Genomic DNA, 15,251 nt, shown 5'->3' on the forward strand with positions numbered 1-15,251 from the left:
AGGACCGACCGGATCATCGGATTTTGCCGAACCAGTGGGTGGCGGCCTGATCGAACGCCTTTTCGTCAAGCGTGCTGCCCGCCGCCCAGGCGACGATGCCGTCGGGGCGGACGAGTACGGCGCCGAATCCGAGGTCGTCGCGCGCCGGTCCGGCCACGTACCGGATCCGCTTGTCCCACTTCATGGCCGCCTCGTGCAGACGGCGGCCGGGGGTGAAGTCGAGGGCGACGCCTCGTCCGTCCCGCATCAGTTCGCCGAGGCGGGTGCCGTCCTGAAGACGGAATTCCGGGACGTTACGGCCGACCAGTGGTTGCTCGCCGCCCAGGTCGTAGCGGACGGACGATCCGGTCAGCTTCTCGAACATGTAGGTCGTCCCGTCACGGGTCCCCATCAGGTCGCGGATCAGCGCTTGGACCGCCCGGCCGTGCTGGTCCGGCTTCATGGTCGCCACCTGGGCGCGCGTCCAGTCGAGCAGCCATGCGCCGACCGGGTGGCGCTCGCGGGTGTAGGTGTCGAGAAGCCCTTCCGGCGCGTCCCCGCGTACGGTCGCCGCGAGCTTCCAGCCCAGGTTGAGGGCATCGCCGATGCCGACGTTGAGTCCCAGCCCTCCGAGCGGAGAGTGGATGTGGGCGGCGTCGCCCGCGAGCAGGACGCGTCCCTGCCGGTACGTGGTGGCCTGCATCGCCCGATCGGTATAGGTCGTGGCAAGCCGGACATCGCTCAGTGTCACGTCGGTGCCGGACACGCGGCGCAGGACGGCTTCAAGGTGTTCGCGGCTCGGCTGCTGCGTGCGATCGTAGGCGCCGCCGTCGAACTCCATCACCGCCAGAGGTCCGTCTATGGGCAGTTGGACGTACATGCCCGTCGGCGTCCGGTTGAAGCCGGGACGCAGCTTCTCGGGGTCGGCGATGGTGGCGGCCATGATGTAACCGATGAATTGCGGCTCCGTGCCGACGAAGTCGAATCCCGCGAGTTTGCGTACCGTGCTGCGCCCGCCATCACACCCGACGAGCCAGCGCGCCGCGTATTCCTGCCCGGCCGCGTGTGCGATCGCGTTCTCCCCGTTCTGCGTGACGGCCGTGACCTTGACACCGCGTCTGATCTCCACGCCCAGCTCGGCCGCGCGCTTGGACAACACCGTCTCCAGCGCGTCGAGATTCGTCATCGTGCCTTCCATCGCCGGGCTGGGAAGCCGGAACGGCAGCGCGGCGAGGTCGACGTCGGCCGGATCGAGCATCATGCCGGCGAAATGGCCCACGTGACGAGGGGACGTGAGCTTTTCCGGTGCGCCGGGATAGTCGTCGATGCCCGACGCGGTCAGCACCTGGTGCAGTAACCCGCGCCGGTAGAACGTCTCGGCCGACGCGGGCGACAGTCCCCGCAGCCCGAGCGGGAGTGCCCTCCACAGGGAGTCCGGCGTCGGCTCTTGCTCAAGGACGAGGACGGAGCGGCCCGCGAGGCCCAGCTCGCAGGCCAGGAACAGGCCGACCGGGCCCGCGCCCACGATCACTACGTCATGCATGAAGATCACCTTCCGGAATCGGCTCGTTCGGCCTGCGCGGGTGCCCGGCGAGGGCCCCCGCGGTCGGCGGTGGGTGGAGCAGAGGTGCGGGTCTTGGGCCGCTCCCTGTTCTGCTCGAACATAGTGATCAGGTGGTCGGAGGCGTCGTCGCCGAGGAGGAGAGCGTTGCGGTGGTCGCCCTCGGCGGCGATATCGGCGCTGCGGGGGAACATGCCCTGCTCGAACTCGGTGAGCGCGGCCTCGGCGTCATCGGGGTGCGCGGCGAGGGCGATGCCGAGTTCGGCGCCGTCCAGCATGGCCAGGTTGGCACCTTCCCCGTTGGGCGCCTTGACGTGAGCGGCGTCGCCGAGCAGGGTCACCCCCGGCACCCGGTCCCACCGGTGCGCGGTCGGCAGGGCGTAGTGGGGACGCAGGACCGGCGCGGTGTCGCCGTCGGTGATCAGCGCGGTGAGCTCCGCCGCCCAGCCGTCGAACTCCGCCGCGATCCGCGCGGTGGCCGCGGCGGCGTCGGTGAAGTCGATGGCGGCGAACCACTCCTGCGGCCTGGACAGCACCACGTAGGTGCGCAGGCTGCCGTCGCCCTCCCGGTGGGCGACGATCTCCTTGCCCGACGCGGGCGCGATCATGCCTCCGCAGCCGACCACCCGCGCGGCGGCCGGGTGCCGGACGTCGGCGTCGGACAGGCGGATCTCGACGGACGCCAGACCCGCGAACTCAGGTGTGGCGGTGGACAGCAGCGGCCGGACCCGCGACCACGCGCCGTCCGCGCCGACCAGCAGGCTCGTCACGACGGTGCTCCCGTCGACGAACTCCACCTCGTGGCGGCCCCCGCCGAGGGCACGGGCACCGCTGACCTTGCGGCCCCACCGGACGGTGCCCGGCGGGAGCGAGTCGAGCAGGACCCGCCGCAGATCGGCGCGCATCACCTCGGGCCGTCCGCCCGTGCCGTCGTCGGGCTTGTCGAGCAGGACGGTCCCGTCCCGGTCCAGGACCCGCAGGCTCTGGCGGCCCTCCAGGACGATCGCGCGGAACTCCTCCATCAGACCGGCCGCCTCGACGGCGAGCTGCCCGTTGTAGTCGTGGATGTCGAGCATCCCGCCCTGCGCCCGCGCCGCCGGGAAAGACTCCGCCTCGTACACCGTGGCTAAGATCCCGTGGACGTGCAGGACGCGTGCGAGCGTGAGTCCGCCGAGACCCGCACCAATGATCGTGACGTCATTGCCCATGGCTATTCCTTGCGTCTCGTATGCCTGCCGGATAAGAGCCCGGCAGGATCACTTGCAAGCTGCCAGAGCCTCCTGACGAGCCGCTGACACAAGACCGACAGACTCCTGATATGCGCAGGCCAGACCCCCCACACGCCATTCACCGAAAGGCGGCGCGTCCCTCCAGATGCCGTGCGGGTCGTGGGCGCGGGCTTACGGTCGAGGTGTGCAGGCACTCACGCGAGGACGGGCGACCGTCCATGGATGAGATCGCGTCCCGCATTACGCGAGACCACGTCCACCCCTATGCCGACCTGGCCCGCGCGAACCTGAGCGACGTGGATCTCACCGGCGCGAACCTGGTCGGCGCGAACCTGACCGATGCGAACCTCCGCTTCGCGGACCTCACCCGCGCCAATCTGGCCCACGCGAACCTGACCAATGCGAGACTCGATCTCGCGGCGCTGGCCGACGCGAACCTGACCGGCGCGAACTTGATGGGCGCCGATCTGACGGGTGCCCGCCTGCACCGCGCTGACCTGACCGGCGCCAACCTGGCTCCCCGCTACGTGGGCTTCACGGCCCTCGCCGCTGGGGACCCGAACGTCGCGAACCTTTCTCGTGCGGACCTGACCGACGCGAACCTCAATGGCGCGAATCTGAGGGGCTTGAACCTGGTCAGTGCGATTCTGCCCAACGCGACTCTGTATCACGCGGACCTGACCTACGCGAACCTCCACCTCGCCGATCTCACCCGTGCGAACCTGACGGCCGCGAACCTCAACCGGACGGATTTGACCGGCGCGGTCCTGTTCCAGACGAGCCTGCAGCACGCCGACATGCGCGGCGCGAACCTGGCCCACGCGAATTTGATCGAGGCGGAACTGATCGGCGCGAATATGACCGAGGTGAATTCGTACGGCGCCCGTTTGGAGGGAGCGCGCTGGTCGCGGACCGAAATCGTCTCCGGCGGCGGCGGGCTTGTTGGCGGTGGTGGCGGCACCGTTCCGGCGCCCGGGCCGACGGTGTGGTCGGCGGGCTTGGCGGCCAGGATGCTGCGACGGTCAACGCGGGTCGGGCCGGGAGTGTATGAGGTGACGGCCGGGGATCCTGCGGCGGCACCTGGCTGACCAGGGTCGGTTTCATCAAGACCGCGGCCACTCGTCGATCGCCGCGTAGTGGACGGTCGGCGATGCCGGGGTCGGCAGCGTGGCCGCTACGGCTTGCGGAGGACGCCGCCGTACTCGGTGAGGTCGCGTTCGACTTTCGACGCACCCGCATACGGGCGCAGCTCGGCGGGGACGGGCGGGAGCGGCGGCTGCTGCGGGTCGGGGCGCCAGTGGACGATGTCCACGAGGCCCGGCTCGACGGCTTCCAGGCCGTCCGGAATGAGCGTGTCGGCCTCGGCGCGGTCGCGGGTCCGCCAGCGCAGGCCGGCGCCGTTCGAGCGGGCGTCGATCTCGGCGGCGCGCTCGCGGTCGGAGCACACGATCTGCGTGAACGCCAGGTGGCTGCCGGAGACCGCGCGGCCGATGGCGGTACCGAGGACGCGGCGCGGGTCGTCGGAGTCGAGCAGGTGATGGCCGACGGACAGGAACAGCACGGCGAGCGGCTCGTTGAAGTCGATGAGACGTTCCACGTCCGGGTGGGCGAGGATCGCCTCCTGGTCGCACATGTCGGCGGTGATCACGGCGGTCGAGTCGTCGTCGGCCAGCAGCGCGCGGGCGTGCACGAGGACGATCGGGTCGAAGTCGATGTAGACGACGCGGGTGTCGGGCGCGAACCTCCGCGCGACCTGGTGCACGTTGTCATTGGTCGGCAGCCCGCACCCCATGTCGAGGAACTGCCGGATACCGGCCTCTTCGGCCATGTATCGGACGGCCCGGTACAGGAACAGCCGGTTCTGCCGGGCGAGGTCGATGAACTCGGGGAACTCCGGCAGGTTCTCCAGCATGAACCGCCGGTCGGCCTCGTAGTTGTCCTTACCGCCAAGAGCCCACCCGTAGATGCGGGCGGCCGTGGGGACGTCGTGGTGGATCTCGGTGGGGATGTCCTCGGCTGGGGCCACGGCGTACTCCTGAGCGTCCATAAAGCGGATTATCCAGCATTTCAGGCTAGCGGCCATAGCACGTTCCCTTGGGGAACCGACCATGAAGTGATCATGGTCTGCCATCGGACGCGGCGGGCCGGTCCGGGCACCGCTCCTCTCGGCGCACGGCGACATGGTGCGGAGGCCGTTCCGGGGCCGTCACCTGCGGGAAGAATGATCGGCTGCACTCTGCGTAGCCGACCGGTGTGATCGGACTGGCCTGGCGGAACCAGAGGGTCACCTGTGGAGCGCGGCAAAGAACTCTTGAGCGAATTAGCATTGTGCATCTGTTCGACTACATGGAGTTATGGAGGGTCATCGTGTGTCGTTCCACCGTCCTGCTCGCCGCCTTCGGCACCGCCGCGCTCGTGCTCACCATGACTCCGGCGCAGGCCGACGGGTCCCCGGCGGAACGGAGCTGGGAGATCATCACCTGCCAGAAGGTGGACGCGTCGCGGCTGCCCACCGTCTTCGGGGAGGACTGCGATTCGGGCACATGGGGGCCGGTCGACGATTTCCTCATCGTCGATGCCAGGTCGCAGAACAGGTACTACTGCCAGGAGGGTTGGTCCGAAGGGGGGCAGTGGGTCCGAGGCAAACGCTGCCTGCCCCTCTGATCCGGGACGCGACGGTCCACGGCTACTTGATCGGTTCCAGGACGTAGGTTCCCGTTCCGTCGGCCTTGCCGGTGCTGTACTGGCGCATGGTCTCGTTGTCGGCGACCCGCTCCTGGCCGATCATCGAGCCGGACGACTTGTTCTGCAGGCCGACCAGGTCCGATCCGGGCACGTCCCGGTAGACGTAGAACCGCTGGCCGTCGTCGACCGTCCGGCATCCCTCTTCGAAGAGGCGGACGCTCTCCCCGAGCGTGTCGGCGACCCTCAAGGTCAGGCATTTGCTGCTCTGGCGGGTGATGAGGATGTGCTCGACCATGCCGTTGCTGGTCGGCCCCTCACAGACCTGCCAGTGCGGCCGGGCGGACGAGCCCCAGGCGCGAAGCCGGAACTCGTCGGTGCCGTCGATGTTCCACCAGAACAGCAGGCGGTCGGGTGTGGCGATCCGGTAGAAGCCGGGCAGGCAGGTGAACCCCGGCGGCAGCGCCTTGGGCGCCAGCACGGGACCGGTCGGCGTCTTCACGGCCGGGGACGGTGCCTGTGCGCGGTCCTGCGGCGGGGTCCCGGTGCAGCCGAGCACCGTCTGGGCCTTGCGCATGATGCTGCCCGCGGGCACCTTGTCCTCGCACCGGACGGCCCCCTCCTCGATCGTGGAGAAGGTCGTGTAGGCGCCGCCGGGACGCGCGACCCAGCGTGTGGCGTACCGTCCGCCGCCCAGATCGACCCGGTCGCAGTTGAGGCTGCCGTACTCGCCGGTGACCTTGCGGGTCCCCTGGTAGACGCCGTAGTAGCCGGGCTTGAGGAAGTTCCAGGTGATGGTCAGGCTCTGGGCGTTGGTGGTGGCGGTGCTCTTGGTCACGGTGCTGTTGACGAACGCCTCGACCTTGAACAGGGTCCCGATGGTGAACCCGCTGGTGATCTGCGACGTGCTCCCGACCTGGACCGTGATCACGGTCTGGGTGCTGAGCGTGACGCTCTGGCTGCCGGTGGAGCCGTCGGTGACGTAGTACCCCTTGAAGTGCGTGATGGTCGGCTCGGTCACCGCGCTCTTGACGAACGGATGCCTCCTGCCGAGGTCGGCGGACGTGCAGGCGTCTCCGGGCCTGGGGTCGGCGGCGGCCGTGGCGGGTCTGGTCAGTGCGGTCACGGCGGTGATCGTGGACGCGGCGGCCAGCGACAGTGCCAGCGCGCCGCGCGCCACCATGGAGATCTTGACCATGGGGTCGCTCCTGATAGTGAGATCATAGTCAGGAGAAGATTCACACGCCTCATCAAGCCCGAGGAGAGCCCCGTCGCGGCCGGATGCGGTCCGGCACGCAGCGACAAGTCAGGCCGCCGACGCTCGGGCTGCCGGTGACGACCACGTCGCGCCGCTCGCGCCGCACGGCCTCGATCAGGACACCGTCGATGACCTGGGAGTTCGGCCATGCCGTCGAGGGTGATGAACTCGATGACGATGACGCTCACGACGGTCCCCTTCGGTCGATGCTCGCCTGTACCTGCCGGCGGCATCGCCCCGGCTCATCGCGGGCGGCGGGAATCGTCCGGAGAAATGTGCTGCGGCAGGCCGAACGCCTCGAACACGCGGGGATCGGCGAACACGACGTTGCTCGCGACGCGCCCTGCGTCGACCGTGAACACCTGGAGCGTGTGCAGCCGGTGACCGCCGCCCGGGTCCGGCGCGTACGCGGCGAGCGCGGGCTGCCCGTTGGCGGTGAGGTGCCTGACGTTCCAGTTCGTCCCGCGCATCTCGAACACGCGGTGCATGAACAGGCCGTAGTCGCGGACGCCCCGGTACCAGAGCGGGACCGGCGGCATCTCCAGGACGGCGTCGTCGGTGAGCAGCCGGACGAGCGCGGGGACGTCGGCCGCCTCGAACGCCCGCGCGTACCGTTCGACGACGGCACGCACCCCGGGATCGTCCGGCTCACTGACCTGGCCGATCTCGCCCACGTCCGCGAGGGCGGCGCGGGCCCGCTGCAAGGCGCTGTTGACGGCGGGGACGGTCGTCCCGAGCTGCTCGGCGACCTCGGCGGCGCTGAACTCCAGCACCTCGCGCAGGACCAGGACGGCACGCTGCCGCGCGGGCAGTGTCTGCATCGCCGCCACCAGCGCGAGCCGCAGGTCCGCCCGGACGCCGGTGTCGAACCGCCCGTCCGGGAACGGCTGCAGCCAGGGGATGTCGAGCGCCGGGGTGAGCGGCGCGCCGGGGTCCTCGCTCGGGGCGCCGAGCCCGGACGGCAGCGGACGGCGCGCACGCCCCTCCAGCGCGGTCAGACACGCGTTGGCCGCGATCCGGTACAGCCAGGTCCGCACCGACGCGCGCGTCCGGTCGTACCGGTCGCGTGCCTTCCACGCGCGCAGCATCGTCTCCTGCGCCAGGTCCTCGGCCTCGTGGAACGAGCCCAGCATCCGGTAGCAGTACGCCACCAGCTCACCCCGGTACGGCTCGAAGTCCACCGCCCCATCATGACGCATGCGACCTGCGCCGACGTCCGTCACGTCCCGGCGCAGCCACCCGACCGGCCCCCGGACGATGCCGGGGCACGCCGGTCGCCGCTCCGCCGGGCCGGGGGCCGCTTCAGTCCGCTGGACGTCCGGCGGCGTCTTCGAGGACCTGGTGGAGTTTGCGCGCGAAGGCTTCGGGTTGCCCGGCGTAGGGGGAGTCTCCGCCGATGAAGCCGCCGTGGTGGCTCGGGAAGACCGTCGGGGACTGGCCCAGCAGAGCGGCCGTCGCCGCCGCGGTGCGTCCGGTGAAGGTGTCCAGGGACTCCTCGCCGACCGCGACCACGATCCGCGTCGGCGCCGCGTTCAGCGCCCGGACGTCCGGCAGGTAGGCGCCGACGGCCTCCGACCGGTCGGACAGCAGCGGGTCGTCGCGGGTGCCGTCGTCTTCGGACGGCATGCCGAAGGCGGCGGGATCGGCCGGCGGGCGGGCGAAGAAGTCGTCGGTGAACTCGCCCCGCCATGACGTCATCGCGATGAACGCCGCCATCCCGGCGCCCCCGCCCTTGGCCTCGTACGCCTGCCGGACGGCGGCCCAGGCGCGTCCGGCGGCCTCCGCGTCGGGCAGCAGCCGGAGCAGCGGCGGCTCGTGCGCCACCAGGGTGGTCACGTCGCCGGGGTGGGCCGTCACCAGGGCGAGCGCGGTGACCGCGCCGCCGCTGCTGGCGAACATCTCGACCGGGCCCGCGCCGAGCGCCTCGATGAGGGCGTGCACGTCGGCCGCCTGCACCTCGGGCACGTGGTCGACCCGGCCGTCCTTGCGGACGCTGCGGCCCAGGCCGCGCGGGTCGTAGGTGATCACGGGGCGCTCGGGGAAGAGGGCCGCCAGGGCACTGAACCCACTGGCGTCCATGGGCTGGCCGATCATGAGCAGCGGCGGACGGCCGCCGACCGCGGGCGACGGGCCGTGGACGTCGTAGACCAGGTCGACCTCGGCGGTCTGGAGTGTTCTCGTAGTCATACCCGTATCGACCTCCGGCGCGTCCCGAACTCATCGCTCTCCAGCAGATCCCTCCGGATGGCCCCATCCGGCCGCGTGGGCGATCTTCGGAGGACGGGCGCGGGCCCGGCGGGGGCCTGAGCAGCACCGGCGGTCCCCGGTGCCCCCCGGTGGTGACGCTGGCTGTACCGGCGGCCCTCCCGCAGGCGGGGTCGAGCGGCCGGGATCCGCGGTCCCATACTCCAGAGTGCTCAGGTAAGTCCGCCGGACACGGCGCCGGGCCCTCTCCCGTGCGGTGGCCGTGTCCGGCGGGAATCCTCGACCGCGCGGCCCCGCAACGCGTGTGACGAACGACCACGCAAGGGGGTAGCGAATGGGGACCGATCTGTCCGGAGCCCGCCGTGAACGGTGGGGCCCGGGACGCGGCAGAACGGCGATGGCCCTGGTCGTCGCACTGGCGGCCGGTCTGGTGACGGCCGTCGCATCGACGGCGCCCACCACGGCACCCGCGCTGGCCGCGGCGCCGGGCAAGCCGAAGGCGATCCTGTCGCTGGGCGACAGTTACATTTCGGGGGAGGCGGGACGCTGGGCCGGTAACGCCAACACCGGGGCCAGCGGCAGCGCGTGGGGCACCGACCTCGCCGCGATCTCCTGCCGGTCCGGACGGGAGGACAGCTGCGACCACGAGCCGAAGCTCGTCTACCTTGAGGACTCCGACGTCGACAAGGGCAACGGATGCCACAAGTCGAGAATGGCGGAGATCAAGGGCGCCGACATCGACGGGGTGGGAGAGCGCGACCGGCTCAACATCGCCTGCTCGGGGGCGGTGACCGACAACATCCTGTCCACCCGGTTCAAGGGCCAGATTCCGCAGATCGAGCAGCTGAGGGCCGCCGCCGCATCCCACGAGATCACCACGATCGTGCTGTCCATCAGCGGCAACGACCTGAAGTTCAGCGACATCATCGCGAAATGCGCCGACGCCTACCTCCGCGGAAAACAGCTGTGCAGCGTCAGCGAGGCGCAGGCGTTCCGGAACCGGCTCCCGGAGGTCCGGGGCAAGGTCGTCGAAACGCTGCGGGAAATCCACAAGGTGATGCAGGAGAGCGGCCAGGCCCGTGACAGCTACCGCCTGATCCTCCAGTCGTACCCGGCGGCCCTGCCGGCGAGCGACAAGTACCGCTGGCGCCAGCGCGGGACGTTCCTCTGGGAGCGGTACCGGAAGGGCGGCTGCCCGTTCATGAACGCCGACTCGGAATGGGCGAACAAGACGCTGATCCCGGGGATCAGGGACATGCTGCGCGACGCCGCGTTCTCCACCAACGCGACGTTCCTGGACCTGACCGAGGCGTTCAAGGGACACGAGTTGTGCACCAACGAGGCCGATCAGGCCGGCAAGGAGAACAACCGTGCCAATCCGCTGCTCGGCGAGAACGCGGAATGGGTTCGCTGGCTGCCCTATCTGAAGTTCCGCACGGCGCCCTGGGAGAGCCAGGGCCACCAGCAGGAGGCCATTCATCCGAACGCGTTCGGGCAGGAGGCGCTGAGCGCCTGCTTGTCGAAGACGGTCGCCGGTTCTCCTCAGCCCGGCCAGGCGTTCACATGCGTCGGGCAGGCCAGGGCCAAGCCCTCGGAGGTGCGGGTCGAGCGTGTGAAGGTGCACCAGGAGTCCTGGGGCCGCGACCTCATCAACAAGAGCGGCCGTCCCGCCGTGTTCACCTACGGCGACCAGCAGCACGCGTTCGCCAGGGACGGCGGCTGCCTGGAGCACATGTGGTGGTCGGCCGGCAGCGGCCTGAAGCGGGACCAGTGGGGTTGCGGCATCGACAGTGACCCGACCGCGTTCGTCATCGGCGACCAGCAGCATGTCTTCGCCAAGAGCCGCCGGTGCCTGGAGCACTTCTGGTGGAACGCCGGCGAGGACACGATCCACCGGAACCGGTGGGGGTGCGGTATCGACAGCGCCCCGGCCGGGTTCGCCTACGGCGAGCAGCAGCACGTCTTCGCCAAGAACGGCCGGTGCCTTGAGCACTACTGGTGGAAGCCCGGCAATCGCAGTGACCAGATCGACCACAACCGCTGGGGGTGCGACTTCGGCCTCACCGGCAATCCGGCAGTCTTCACCTACCAGGATCAGCAGCACGCCTTCATCCAGAACGGCCGGTGCCTCCAGCACTACTGGTGGAAGCCCGACAACGGCACCGACCAGATCGAGCACAACCGGTGGCGCTGCGATGTCCGGATCGACAGTGCCCCGGCCGTCTTCACCTACCGGGACCAGCAACACGCCTTCGCCAAGAACGGCAACTGCCTGGAGCACTTCTGGTGGACGCCCACCCACGGCACCGACGAGATCGAGCACAACCGATGGGGGTGCGGCATCGACTTCGTCCCGACCGCGTTCGTTCAGGGCGACCAGCAGCACGCCTTCGCCACGAACGAGAACTGCCTGGAACATTTCTGGTGGACGCCCACCCACGGCACCGACGAGATCGAGCACGACCGGTGGGGCTGCGGCGTCGAGGGAACACCGGCGGGGTTCGGCACCGGAAACCAGCAGCACGTCTTCGCCATCGGGCAGGGACGGCCGCTCCAGCATTTCTGGTACGCCGGAGAATAGCGGGCGGCGCACGCCGCTGAACGAGTAGCGCGAGGTCTCCGGTGCTCACGCCTTCGGAAACGGAGGTCCGTGGCACCGGAGACCTCATCACGCCGCCACGTTCACCTCTCCCTGCGGGGGACGATCAGCGGGCGGCCCGTGCGGGGGTGCGGGAGCACCTCGACGTCGTGGCGGTAGACGTCGGTGAGCAGGGACGCGGTGAGGATCTCGTCCGGGGGGCCGCAGGCGGCGAGGCGGCCTTCGGACAGGACCGCCACGCGGTCGGCGTGGGCCGCGGCGAGGCCGAGGTCGTGGACGACGGCGACCACGGCGGCGCCCGAGGCGGCCCTGCGGCGGACGACCTCGAACACCATCTCCTGGTGGCGCAGGTCCAGGGCGGCGGTGGGCTCGTCCAGCAGGAGGATGCCCGTGCGCTGGGCGAGGACGCGGGCGAGTGCGACCCGCGCCTGTTCGCCGCCGGACAACCGCGGGTAGGGGCGGCCGGCGAACTCCGTCACGTCGGTCCGCCGCATGGCCTCGGTGACGGCGGCCTCGTCGTCGTCGGCGAGGGGCGTCGCCGACCAGGGGGCGCGGCCCATCGCGACGACCTGCCGGACGGTGAACGGGAACGCGAGGGTCTGCTTCTGCAGGAGGATCGCCCGCCGCATCGCCAGCTCGGCGTGGCTCCACGAGCCGAGCGGCGCGCCGTCCACGACGACGCGGCCCGTGAACGGGACGTCCCCGCCGACCGCCGCCAGGAGCGTGGATTTACCGGCGCCGTTCGGGCCGACGAGGGCCAGCACCTCACCGGTGCGGACGGCCAGGTCCAGGCCGGTGAGGACGGTCCGCGGGCCGCGTTCGACGCCGAGGTCCCGGACCTCGATCGCGGGTGAGCCGGGCGGCGCCGGGCGCGGCGGACGCGGGGCGCGTGCGCCGATCATGACCAGTTCCCCGGCCCGCCGCGGGCGCGGCGCAGCAGCCAGAAGAAGAACGGCCCGCCGAGCAGCGCGGTGAGGACGCCGAGGGGCAGTTCCTGGTAGGGGACCGCGGTGCGGGCGACGGTGTCGGCGGCGACGAGGACGACGGCGCCGCCGAGCGCGCCGGCGGGGATCAGCGTCCGGTGGCCGGGACCCGCCACGAGCCTGACCAGGTGCGGGACGACCAGCCCGACGAAGGAGATGACGCCCGCGAACGCCACGGCCGCCGAGGTCATCAGCGCGATCACGACGATCGAGGTGAACCGCAGCCGCTCGACGTCCACGCCCAGGTGGCGGGCGGTGCGCTCGCCGAGGGACAGCAGGTCGAGGCGGCGCGCGCAGGCGAGCGCGACCGCCATCCCCGCGGCGGCGACGGGGGTCACGGCGGCGACGGCGTTCCAGTTCGCGCCCGCGAGGCTGCCGAGGTTCCAGGTCGTGATGGCGCGCAGCGCGTCGTCGCCCGCGGCGAACATCAGCAGGCCGAGCAGCGCGCTCGCGACCGCGTTGACCGCGATGCCCGTCAGCAGCAGCGTCACGACCTCGGTGCCGCCGCCCGAGCGGGACACCGCGTAGACGAGCAGGGTGGTGACCAGGCCGCACCCGAACGCGGCGGTCATGATCGTCCAGCTGCCGAGGGTGGACAGGCCGAACACGATGACGGTGGCGGCGCCGACCGCCGCGCCCCAGGAGACGCCGATGACGGCGGGCTCGGCGAGGGGGTTGCCGAACACGCCCTGCATGACGGCGCCGGAGCAGCCGAGCGACGCGCCCACGACGACCGCGAGCGCCACCCGGGGGAAGCGGACGATCCACAGCGCGTTGTCGCCCTGCGCCGCGGTGGGCCGGGGGCCGACGTCCAGCCCGAGGTGGTGCAGGAGGGAGCCGATGACCTGGTCGGGCGGGATGTCGACCTGGCCGGTCCCGGCGGCGACCACGCACAGCGCCGCCAGGGCGAGGGCCAGCCCGGGGAGCAGCGCCGTCCCGGGCAGCCGCCGGCGGCCGCGCCCGCTCGCGGCCTTCCCCGGCGGGCGTTTCGTGGCCGTCTCCATCAGCAGGCCCGGTGGACGGCGGCGGCGAGCGCGCCGATGGTCTCGGCCGTGCGGGACCCGAAGGACAGCAGGGTGCCGTCGTCGACGTCCACGATCCGCCGGTTCCGGCCGGCGGGGGTCTGCGCGACGCCCGGCAGCCTCAGCAGCCCGTCCACCCCGCCGACGGACCGGAGTCCGGCCGACAGGACGAGCAGCACGTCCGGGGCCGCGTTGATCATCCCTTCGCTGGTGAGCGGGCGGAAGCCGGACAGGCCGAGGGCGCTGCCCGCGTCGGCTCCGCCGGCGGCCTCGATCATGGCGTCCGGCCCCGCGCCCTTCCCGCCGACGAGGTACACGCCCGCGTTGCCCCGGACGTACAGGAACGCGACCTTCGGCCGGTCGCCGGACGCCGGGCGCGCGGCGGCCCTGATCTCGCGGTCCACGCGCGCGGCCAGCTCGCGTCCCGCGGCGGGCACGCCGAGCGCGGCGGCGACGGCGGTGATGTGCGGGCCGATCGCGGTGAGCGTCTCCTCGTCGTCCACGAGCACGACGGGGATGCCCGAGCGGCGGAGCTGGGCGAGCACCTCGGGCGGGCCGATGCTCCTATCCGTGATCACCACGGACGGGTCGAGCTTCAGGATCGCCTCGGCGGACAGGTCGTGGCCCTGCGCGGTCACCAGCGGCAGCCTCCGGGCGGCGGGGAAGGTGGTGGAGACGTCCCGGCCGACGAGCCGGCCGCCGAGGCCGAGGCCGTGCACGATCTCGGCGAGCGAGCCGTAGAGGTTGACCGCGAGGACGCGGCGCGCGTCGCGGACGGTGACGCCGGTGCCGTCGGCGGAGCGCACGGTGACCGGCAGTTTCGGCTCCGGCGCGTCCTTGACGGGGACGGGGTCGCCCTTGGGCGCCGCGACCGTGGCGGCGCAGCCGCGGGCGGAGCGCCCGGCGGCGGGTGCGGCGCCGGGCCCCGCGGCCGTGCCGGTGCCGCAGGCGGCCAGCGGCAGCGCGCACGCCAGGGCGAGGGTCGCGGCCAGGGCGCGGGACGGACGGGTCACGAGCCGGTTCCCGCGGGCGTCCTGCGGCGGCGCAGCAGCACGAACGCCGCGCCCGCGACGACCACGACGGCGCCCGCGCCGGACGCCGCCCATACCCAGGCGGGCGTGCCGCCGTCCCCGAACGTCACCGGGACCCGCACGTCCTGCGAGCGGTCGGACGTGCGGGTGTGGTCGGCGCGGGTGACGACGGCGCAGCGCACCTCGGCGCAGTCCGCGCCGGCGGAGAGGGCGGCGCCGATCCGGAGCGTCACGTCGAAGGTGCCGCCGGGCCCGTACGGGACGGCCAGGCCCTTGCCGTACGGGGGCGGGTTGGACGAGACCCACTGCGACGCGCCGGCCTTCCCGGTGGTGTCGGCGCCGCCGCCGCAGGGGGAGGGCGCCTTGCCCGCGCCGTTGTCCCTGCACAGGGCGACGTAGACGCCCTTGCCGGTGTTGTAGCCCGTCCCGCGAACACGGACGGTGGCGCCCTTGGCGGGCAGGCCGTCCGCCCGCGAGACGGTGAGGGTCTGCCCGGACGGGCCGGTGCCGCGGCCCTCCTTGGCGGGCGCGGACGCGGCGTGCGCGGCCGCGGGCGGGACGAGCACCGCGCCCGCGGCGGCGGTCAGTGCGAGCGCCGCCACGCGGCGTGTGGTGAGGGGAGGAACGTGCATGGGGCTTTCCAACTTTCGAGCTGTGCGGCCCACCAGGGGCTTTACCGGGATCCCGGATGTAGATTAGCTT

13 protein-coding genes are annotated in these 15,251 nt (G+C 71.6%); 3 read left to right on the forward strand and 10 right to left on the reverse strand.

Features of this window, described 5'->3' with window-relative positions; all coding sequences use genetic code 11:
• Positions 1-13 precede the first annotated feature (13 nt).
• Both AGRA3207_RS16625 and AGRA3207_RS16630 read right to left on the reverse strand, forming a co-directional pair.
• Positions 14-1,522 (reverse strand): FAD-dependent monooxygenase, encoded by a 1,509-nt coding sequence (locus tag AGRA3207_RS16625; RefSeq protein WP_231335547.1) that lies wholly within the window; start codon positions 1,520-1,522, stop codon positions 14-16.
• A gap of 5 nt (positions 1,523-1,527) precedes the next feature.
• Positions 1,528-2,748 carry an FAD-dependent oxidoreductase gene (locus AGRA3207_RS16630; RefSeq protein ID WP_231335548.1) on the reverse strand — a complete coding sequence of 407 codons (1,221 nt, stop codon included), beginning with the start codon at positions 2,746-2,748 and terminating at the stop codon, positions 1,528-1,530.
• 239 nt (positions 2,749-2,987) lie between these two features.
• Between AGRA3207_RS16630 and AGRA3207_RS16635 the strand changes: the two genes are divergently transcribed.
• Positions 2,988-3,857, forward strand: coding sequence for a pentapeptide repeat-containing protein (locus AGRA3207_RS16635; protein WP_231335549.1), 870 nt, complete (start codon positions 2,988-2,990; stop codon positions 3,855-3,857).
• A gap of 86 nt (positions 3,858-3,943) precedes the next feature.
• Here AGRA3207_RS16635 and AGRA3207_RS16640 read toward each other — a convergent pair whose 3' ends face one another.
• On the reverse strand, positions 3,944-4,816 hold the full coding sequence (locus AGRA3207_RS16640) for an SAM-dependent methyltransferase (RefSeq protein ID WP_231335550.1): 873 nt from the start codon (positions 4,814-4,816) through the stop codon (positions 3,944-3,946).
• A gap of 299 nt (positions 4,817-5,115) precedes the next feature.
• On the opposite strand from AGRA3207_RS16640, the gene AGRA3207_RS16645 reads away from it, so the two are divergent.
• The gene (locus tag AGRA3207_RS16645; protein ID WP_231335551.1) at positions 5,116-5,433 is read left to right on the forward strand and encodes a hypothetical protein; all 318 of its coding nucleotides are present in this window, start codon (positions 5,116-5,118) and stop codon (positions 5,431-5,433) included.
• A 22-nt stretch (positions 5,434-5,455) separates the two neighbouring features.
• Here the strand turns inward: AGRA3207_RS16645 and AGRA3207_RS16650 are convergent, their stop codons facing one another.
• From AGRA3207_RS16650 to AGRA3207_RS16660, 3 genes are all read right to left on the reverse strand, one after another.
• The gene (locus tag AGRA3207_RS16650; RefSeq protein WP_231335552.1) at positions 5,456-6,649 is read right to left on the reverse strand and encodes a hypothetical protein; all 1,194 of its coding nucleotides are present in this window, start codon (positions 6,647-6,649) and stop codon (positions 5,456-5,458) included.
• Positions 6,650-6,951: 302 nt separating this feature from the next.
• Positions 6,952-7,890 carry an RNA polymerase subunit sigma-70 gene (locus AGRA3207_RS16655; protein ID WP_231335553.1) on the reverse strand — a complete coding sequence of 313 codons (939 nt, stop codon included), beginning with the start codon at positions 7,888-7,890 and terminating at the stop codon, positions 6,952-6,954.
• Positions 7,891-8,011: 121 nt separating this feature from the next.
• Positions 8,012-8,896 carry an alpha/beta fold hydrolase gene (locus tag AGRA3207_RS16660; protein ID WP_231335554.1) on the reverse strand — a complete coding sequence of 295 codons (885 nt, stop codon included), beginning with the start codon at positions 8,894-8,896 and terminating at the stop codon, positions 8,012-8,014.
• Between the two features lie 352 nt (positions 8,897-9,248).
• On the opposite strand from AGRA3207_RS16660, the gene AGRA3207_RS16665 reads away from it, so the two are divergent.
• Positions 9,249-11,495 carry a hypothetical protein gene (locus AGRA3207_RS16665; protein WP_231335555.1) on the forward strand — a complete coding sequence of 749 codons (2,247 nt, stop codon included), beginning with the start codon at positions 9,249-9,251 and terminating at the stop codon, positions 11,493-11,495.
• A 101-nt stretch (positions 11,496-11,596) separates the two neighbouring features.
• Here the strand turns inward: AGRA3207_RS16665 and AGRA3207_RS16670 are convergent, their stop codons facing one another.
• From AGRA3207_RS16670 to AGRA3207_RS16685, 4 genes are read right to left on the reverse strand one after another with little or no spacing between them, the layout of a single operon-like run.
• Positions 11,597-12,415: a heme ABC transporter ATP-binding protein gene (locus AGRA3207_RS16670; RefSeq protein ID WP_231335556.1), complete on the reverse strand. Its 819-nt coding sequence runs from the start codon at positions 12,413-12,415 to the stop codon at positions 11,597-11,599.
• Positions 12,412-13,500, reverse strand: coding sequence for a FecCD family ABC transporter permease (locus AGRA3207_RS16675; RefSeq protein WP_231335557.1), 1,089 nt, complete (start codon positions 13,498-13,500; stop codon positions 12,412-12,414). Before AGRA3207_RS16675 ends, AGRA3207_RS16670 begins: the two co-directional genes overlap by 4 nt.
• The gene (locus AGRA3207_RS16680) at positions 13,500-14,531 is read right to left on the reverse strand and encodes a heme/hemin ABC transporter substrate-binding protein (protein ID WP_231335559.1); all 1,032 of its coding nucleotides are present in this window, start codon (positions 14,529-14,531) and stop codon (positions 13,500-13,502) included. Before AGRA3207_RS16680 ends, AGRA3207_RS16675 begins: the two co-directional genes overlap by 1 nt.
• Complete coding sequence (locus tag AGRA3207_RS16685; RefSeq protein WP_231335560.1) at positions 14,528-15,181, reverse strand: hypothetical protein; 654 nt, start codon at positions 15,179-15,181, stop codon at positions 14,528-14,530. The genes AGRA3207_RS16680 and AGRA3207_RS16685 overlap by 4 nt, the downstream gene beginning before the upstream one ends.
• Positions 15,182-15,251 lie beyond the last annotated feature (70 nt).

Origin of the sequence: Actinomadura graeca, from assembly GCF_019175365.1 — a bacterium.
GTDB lineage: Bacteria > Actinomycetota > Actinomycetes > Streptosporangiales > Streptosporangiaceae > Spirillospora > Spirillospora graeca.

What these genes read in the sequence shown, in the direction of transcription:
- AGRA3207_RS16625 (WP_231335547.1), bottom strand. Translation starts at nt 1,522, where the DNA reads ATGCATGACGTAGTGATCGTGGGCGCGGGCCCGGTCGGCCTGTTCCTG.
- AGRA3207_RS16630 (WP_231335548.1), bottom strand. Translation starts at nt 2,748, where the DNA reads ATGGGCAATGACGTCACGATCATTGGTGCGGGTCTCGGCGGACTCACG.
- AGRA3207_RS16635 (WP_231335549.1), top strand. Translation starts at nt 2,988, where the DNA reads ATGGATGAGATCGCGTCCCGCATTACGCGAGACCACGTCCACCCCTAT.
- AGRA3207_RS16640 (WP_231335550.1), bottom strand. Translation starts at nt 4,816, where the DNA reads ATGGACGCTCAGGAGTACGCCGTGGCCCCAGCCGAGGACATCCCCACC.
- AGRA3207_RS16645 (WP_231335551.1), top strand. Translation starts at nt 5,116, where the DNA reads ATGGAGTTATGGAGGGTCATCGTGTGTCGTTCCACCGTCCTGCTCGCC.
- AGRA3207_RS16650 (WP_231335552.1), bottom strand. Translation starts at nt 6,649, where the DNA reads ATGGTCAAGATCTCCATGGTGGCGCGCGGCGCGCTGGCACTGTCGCTG.
- AGRA3207_RS16660 (WP_231335554.1), bottom strand. Translation starts at nt 8,896, where the DNA reads ATGACTACGAGAACACTCCAGACCGCCGAGGTCGACCTGGTCTACGAC.
- AGRA3207_RS16665 (WP_231335555.1), top strand. Translation starts at nt 9,249, where the DNA reads ATGGGGACCGATCTGTCCGGAGCCCGCCGTGAACGGTGGGGCCCGGGA.
- AGRA3207_RS16670 (WP_231335556.1), bottom strand. Translation starts at nt 12,415, where the DNA reads ATGATCGGCGCACGCGCCCCGCGTCCGCCGCGCCCGGCGCCGCCCGGC.
- AGRA3207_RS16675 (WP_231335557.1), bottom strand. Translation starts at nt 13,500, where the DNA reads ATGGAGACGGCCACGAAACGCCCGCCGGGGAAGGCCGCGAGCGGGCGC.
- AGRA3207_RS16685 (WP_231335560.1), bottom strand. Translation starts at nt 15,181, where the DNA reads ATGCACGTTCCTCCCCTCACCACACGCCGCGTGGCGGCGCTCGCACTG.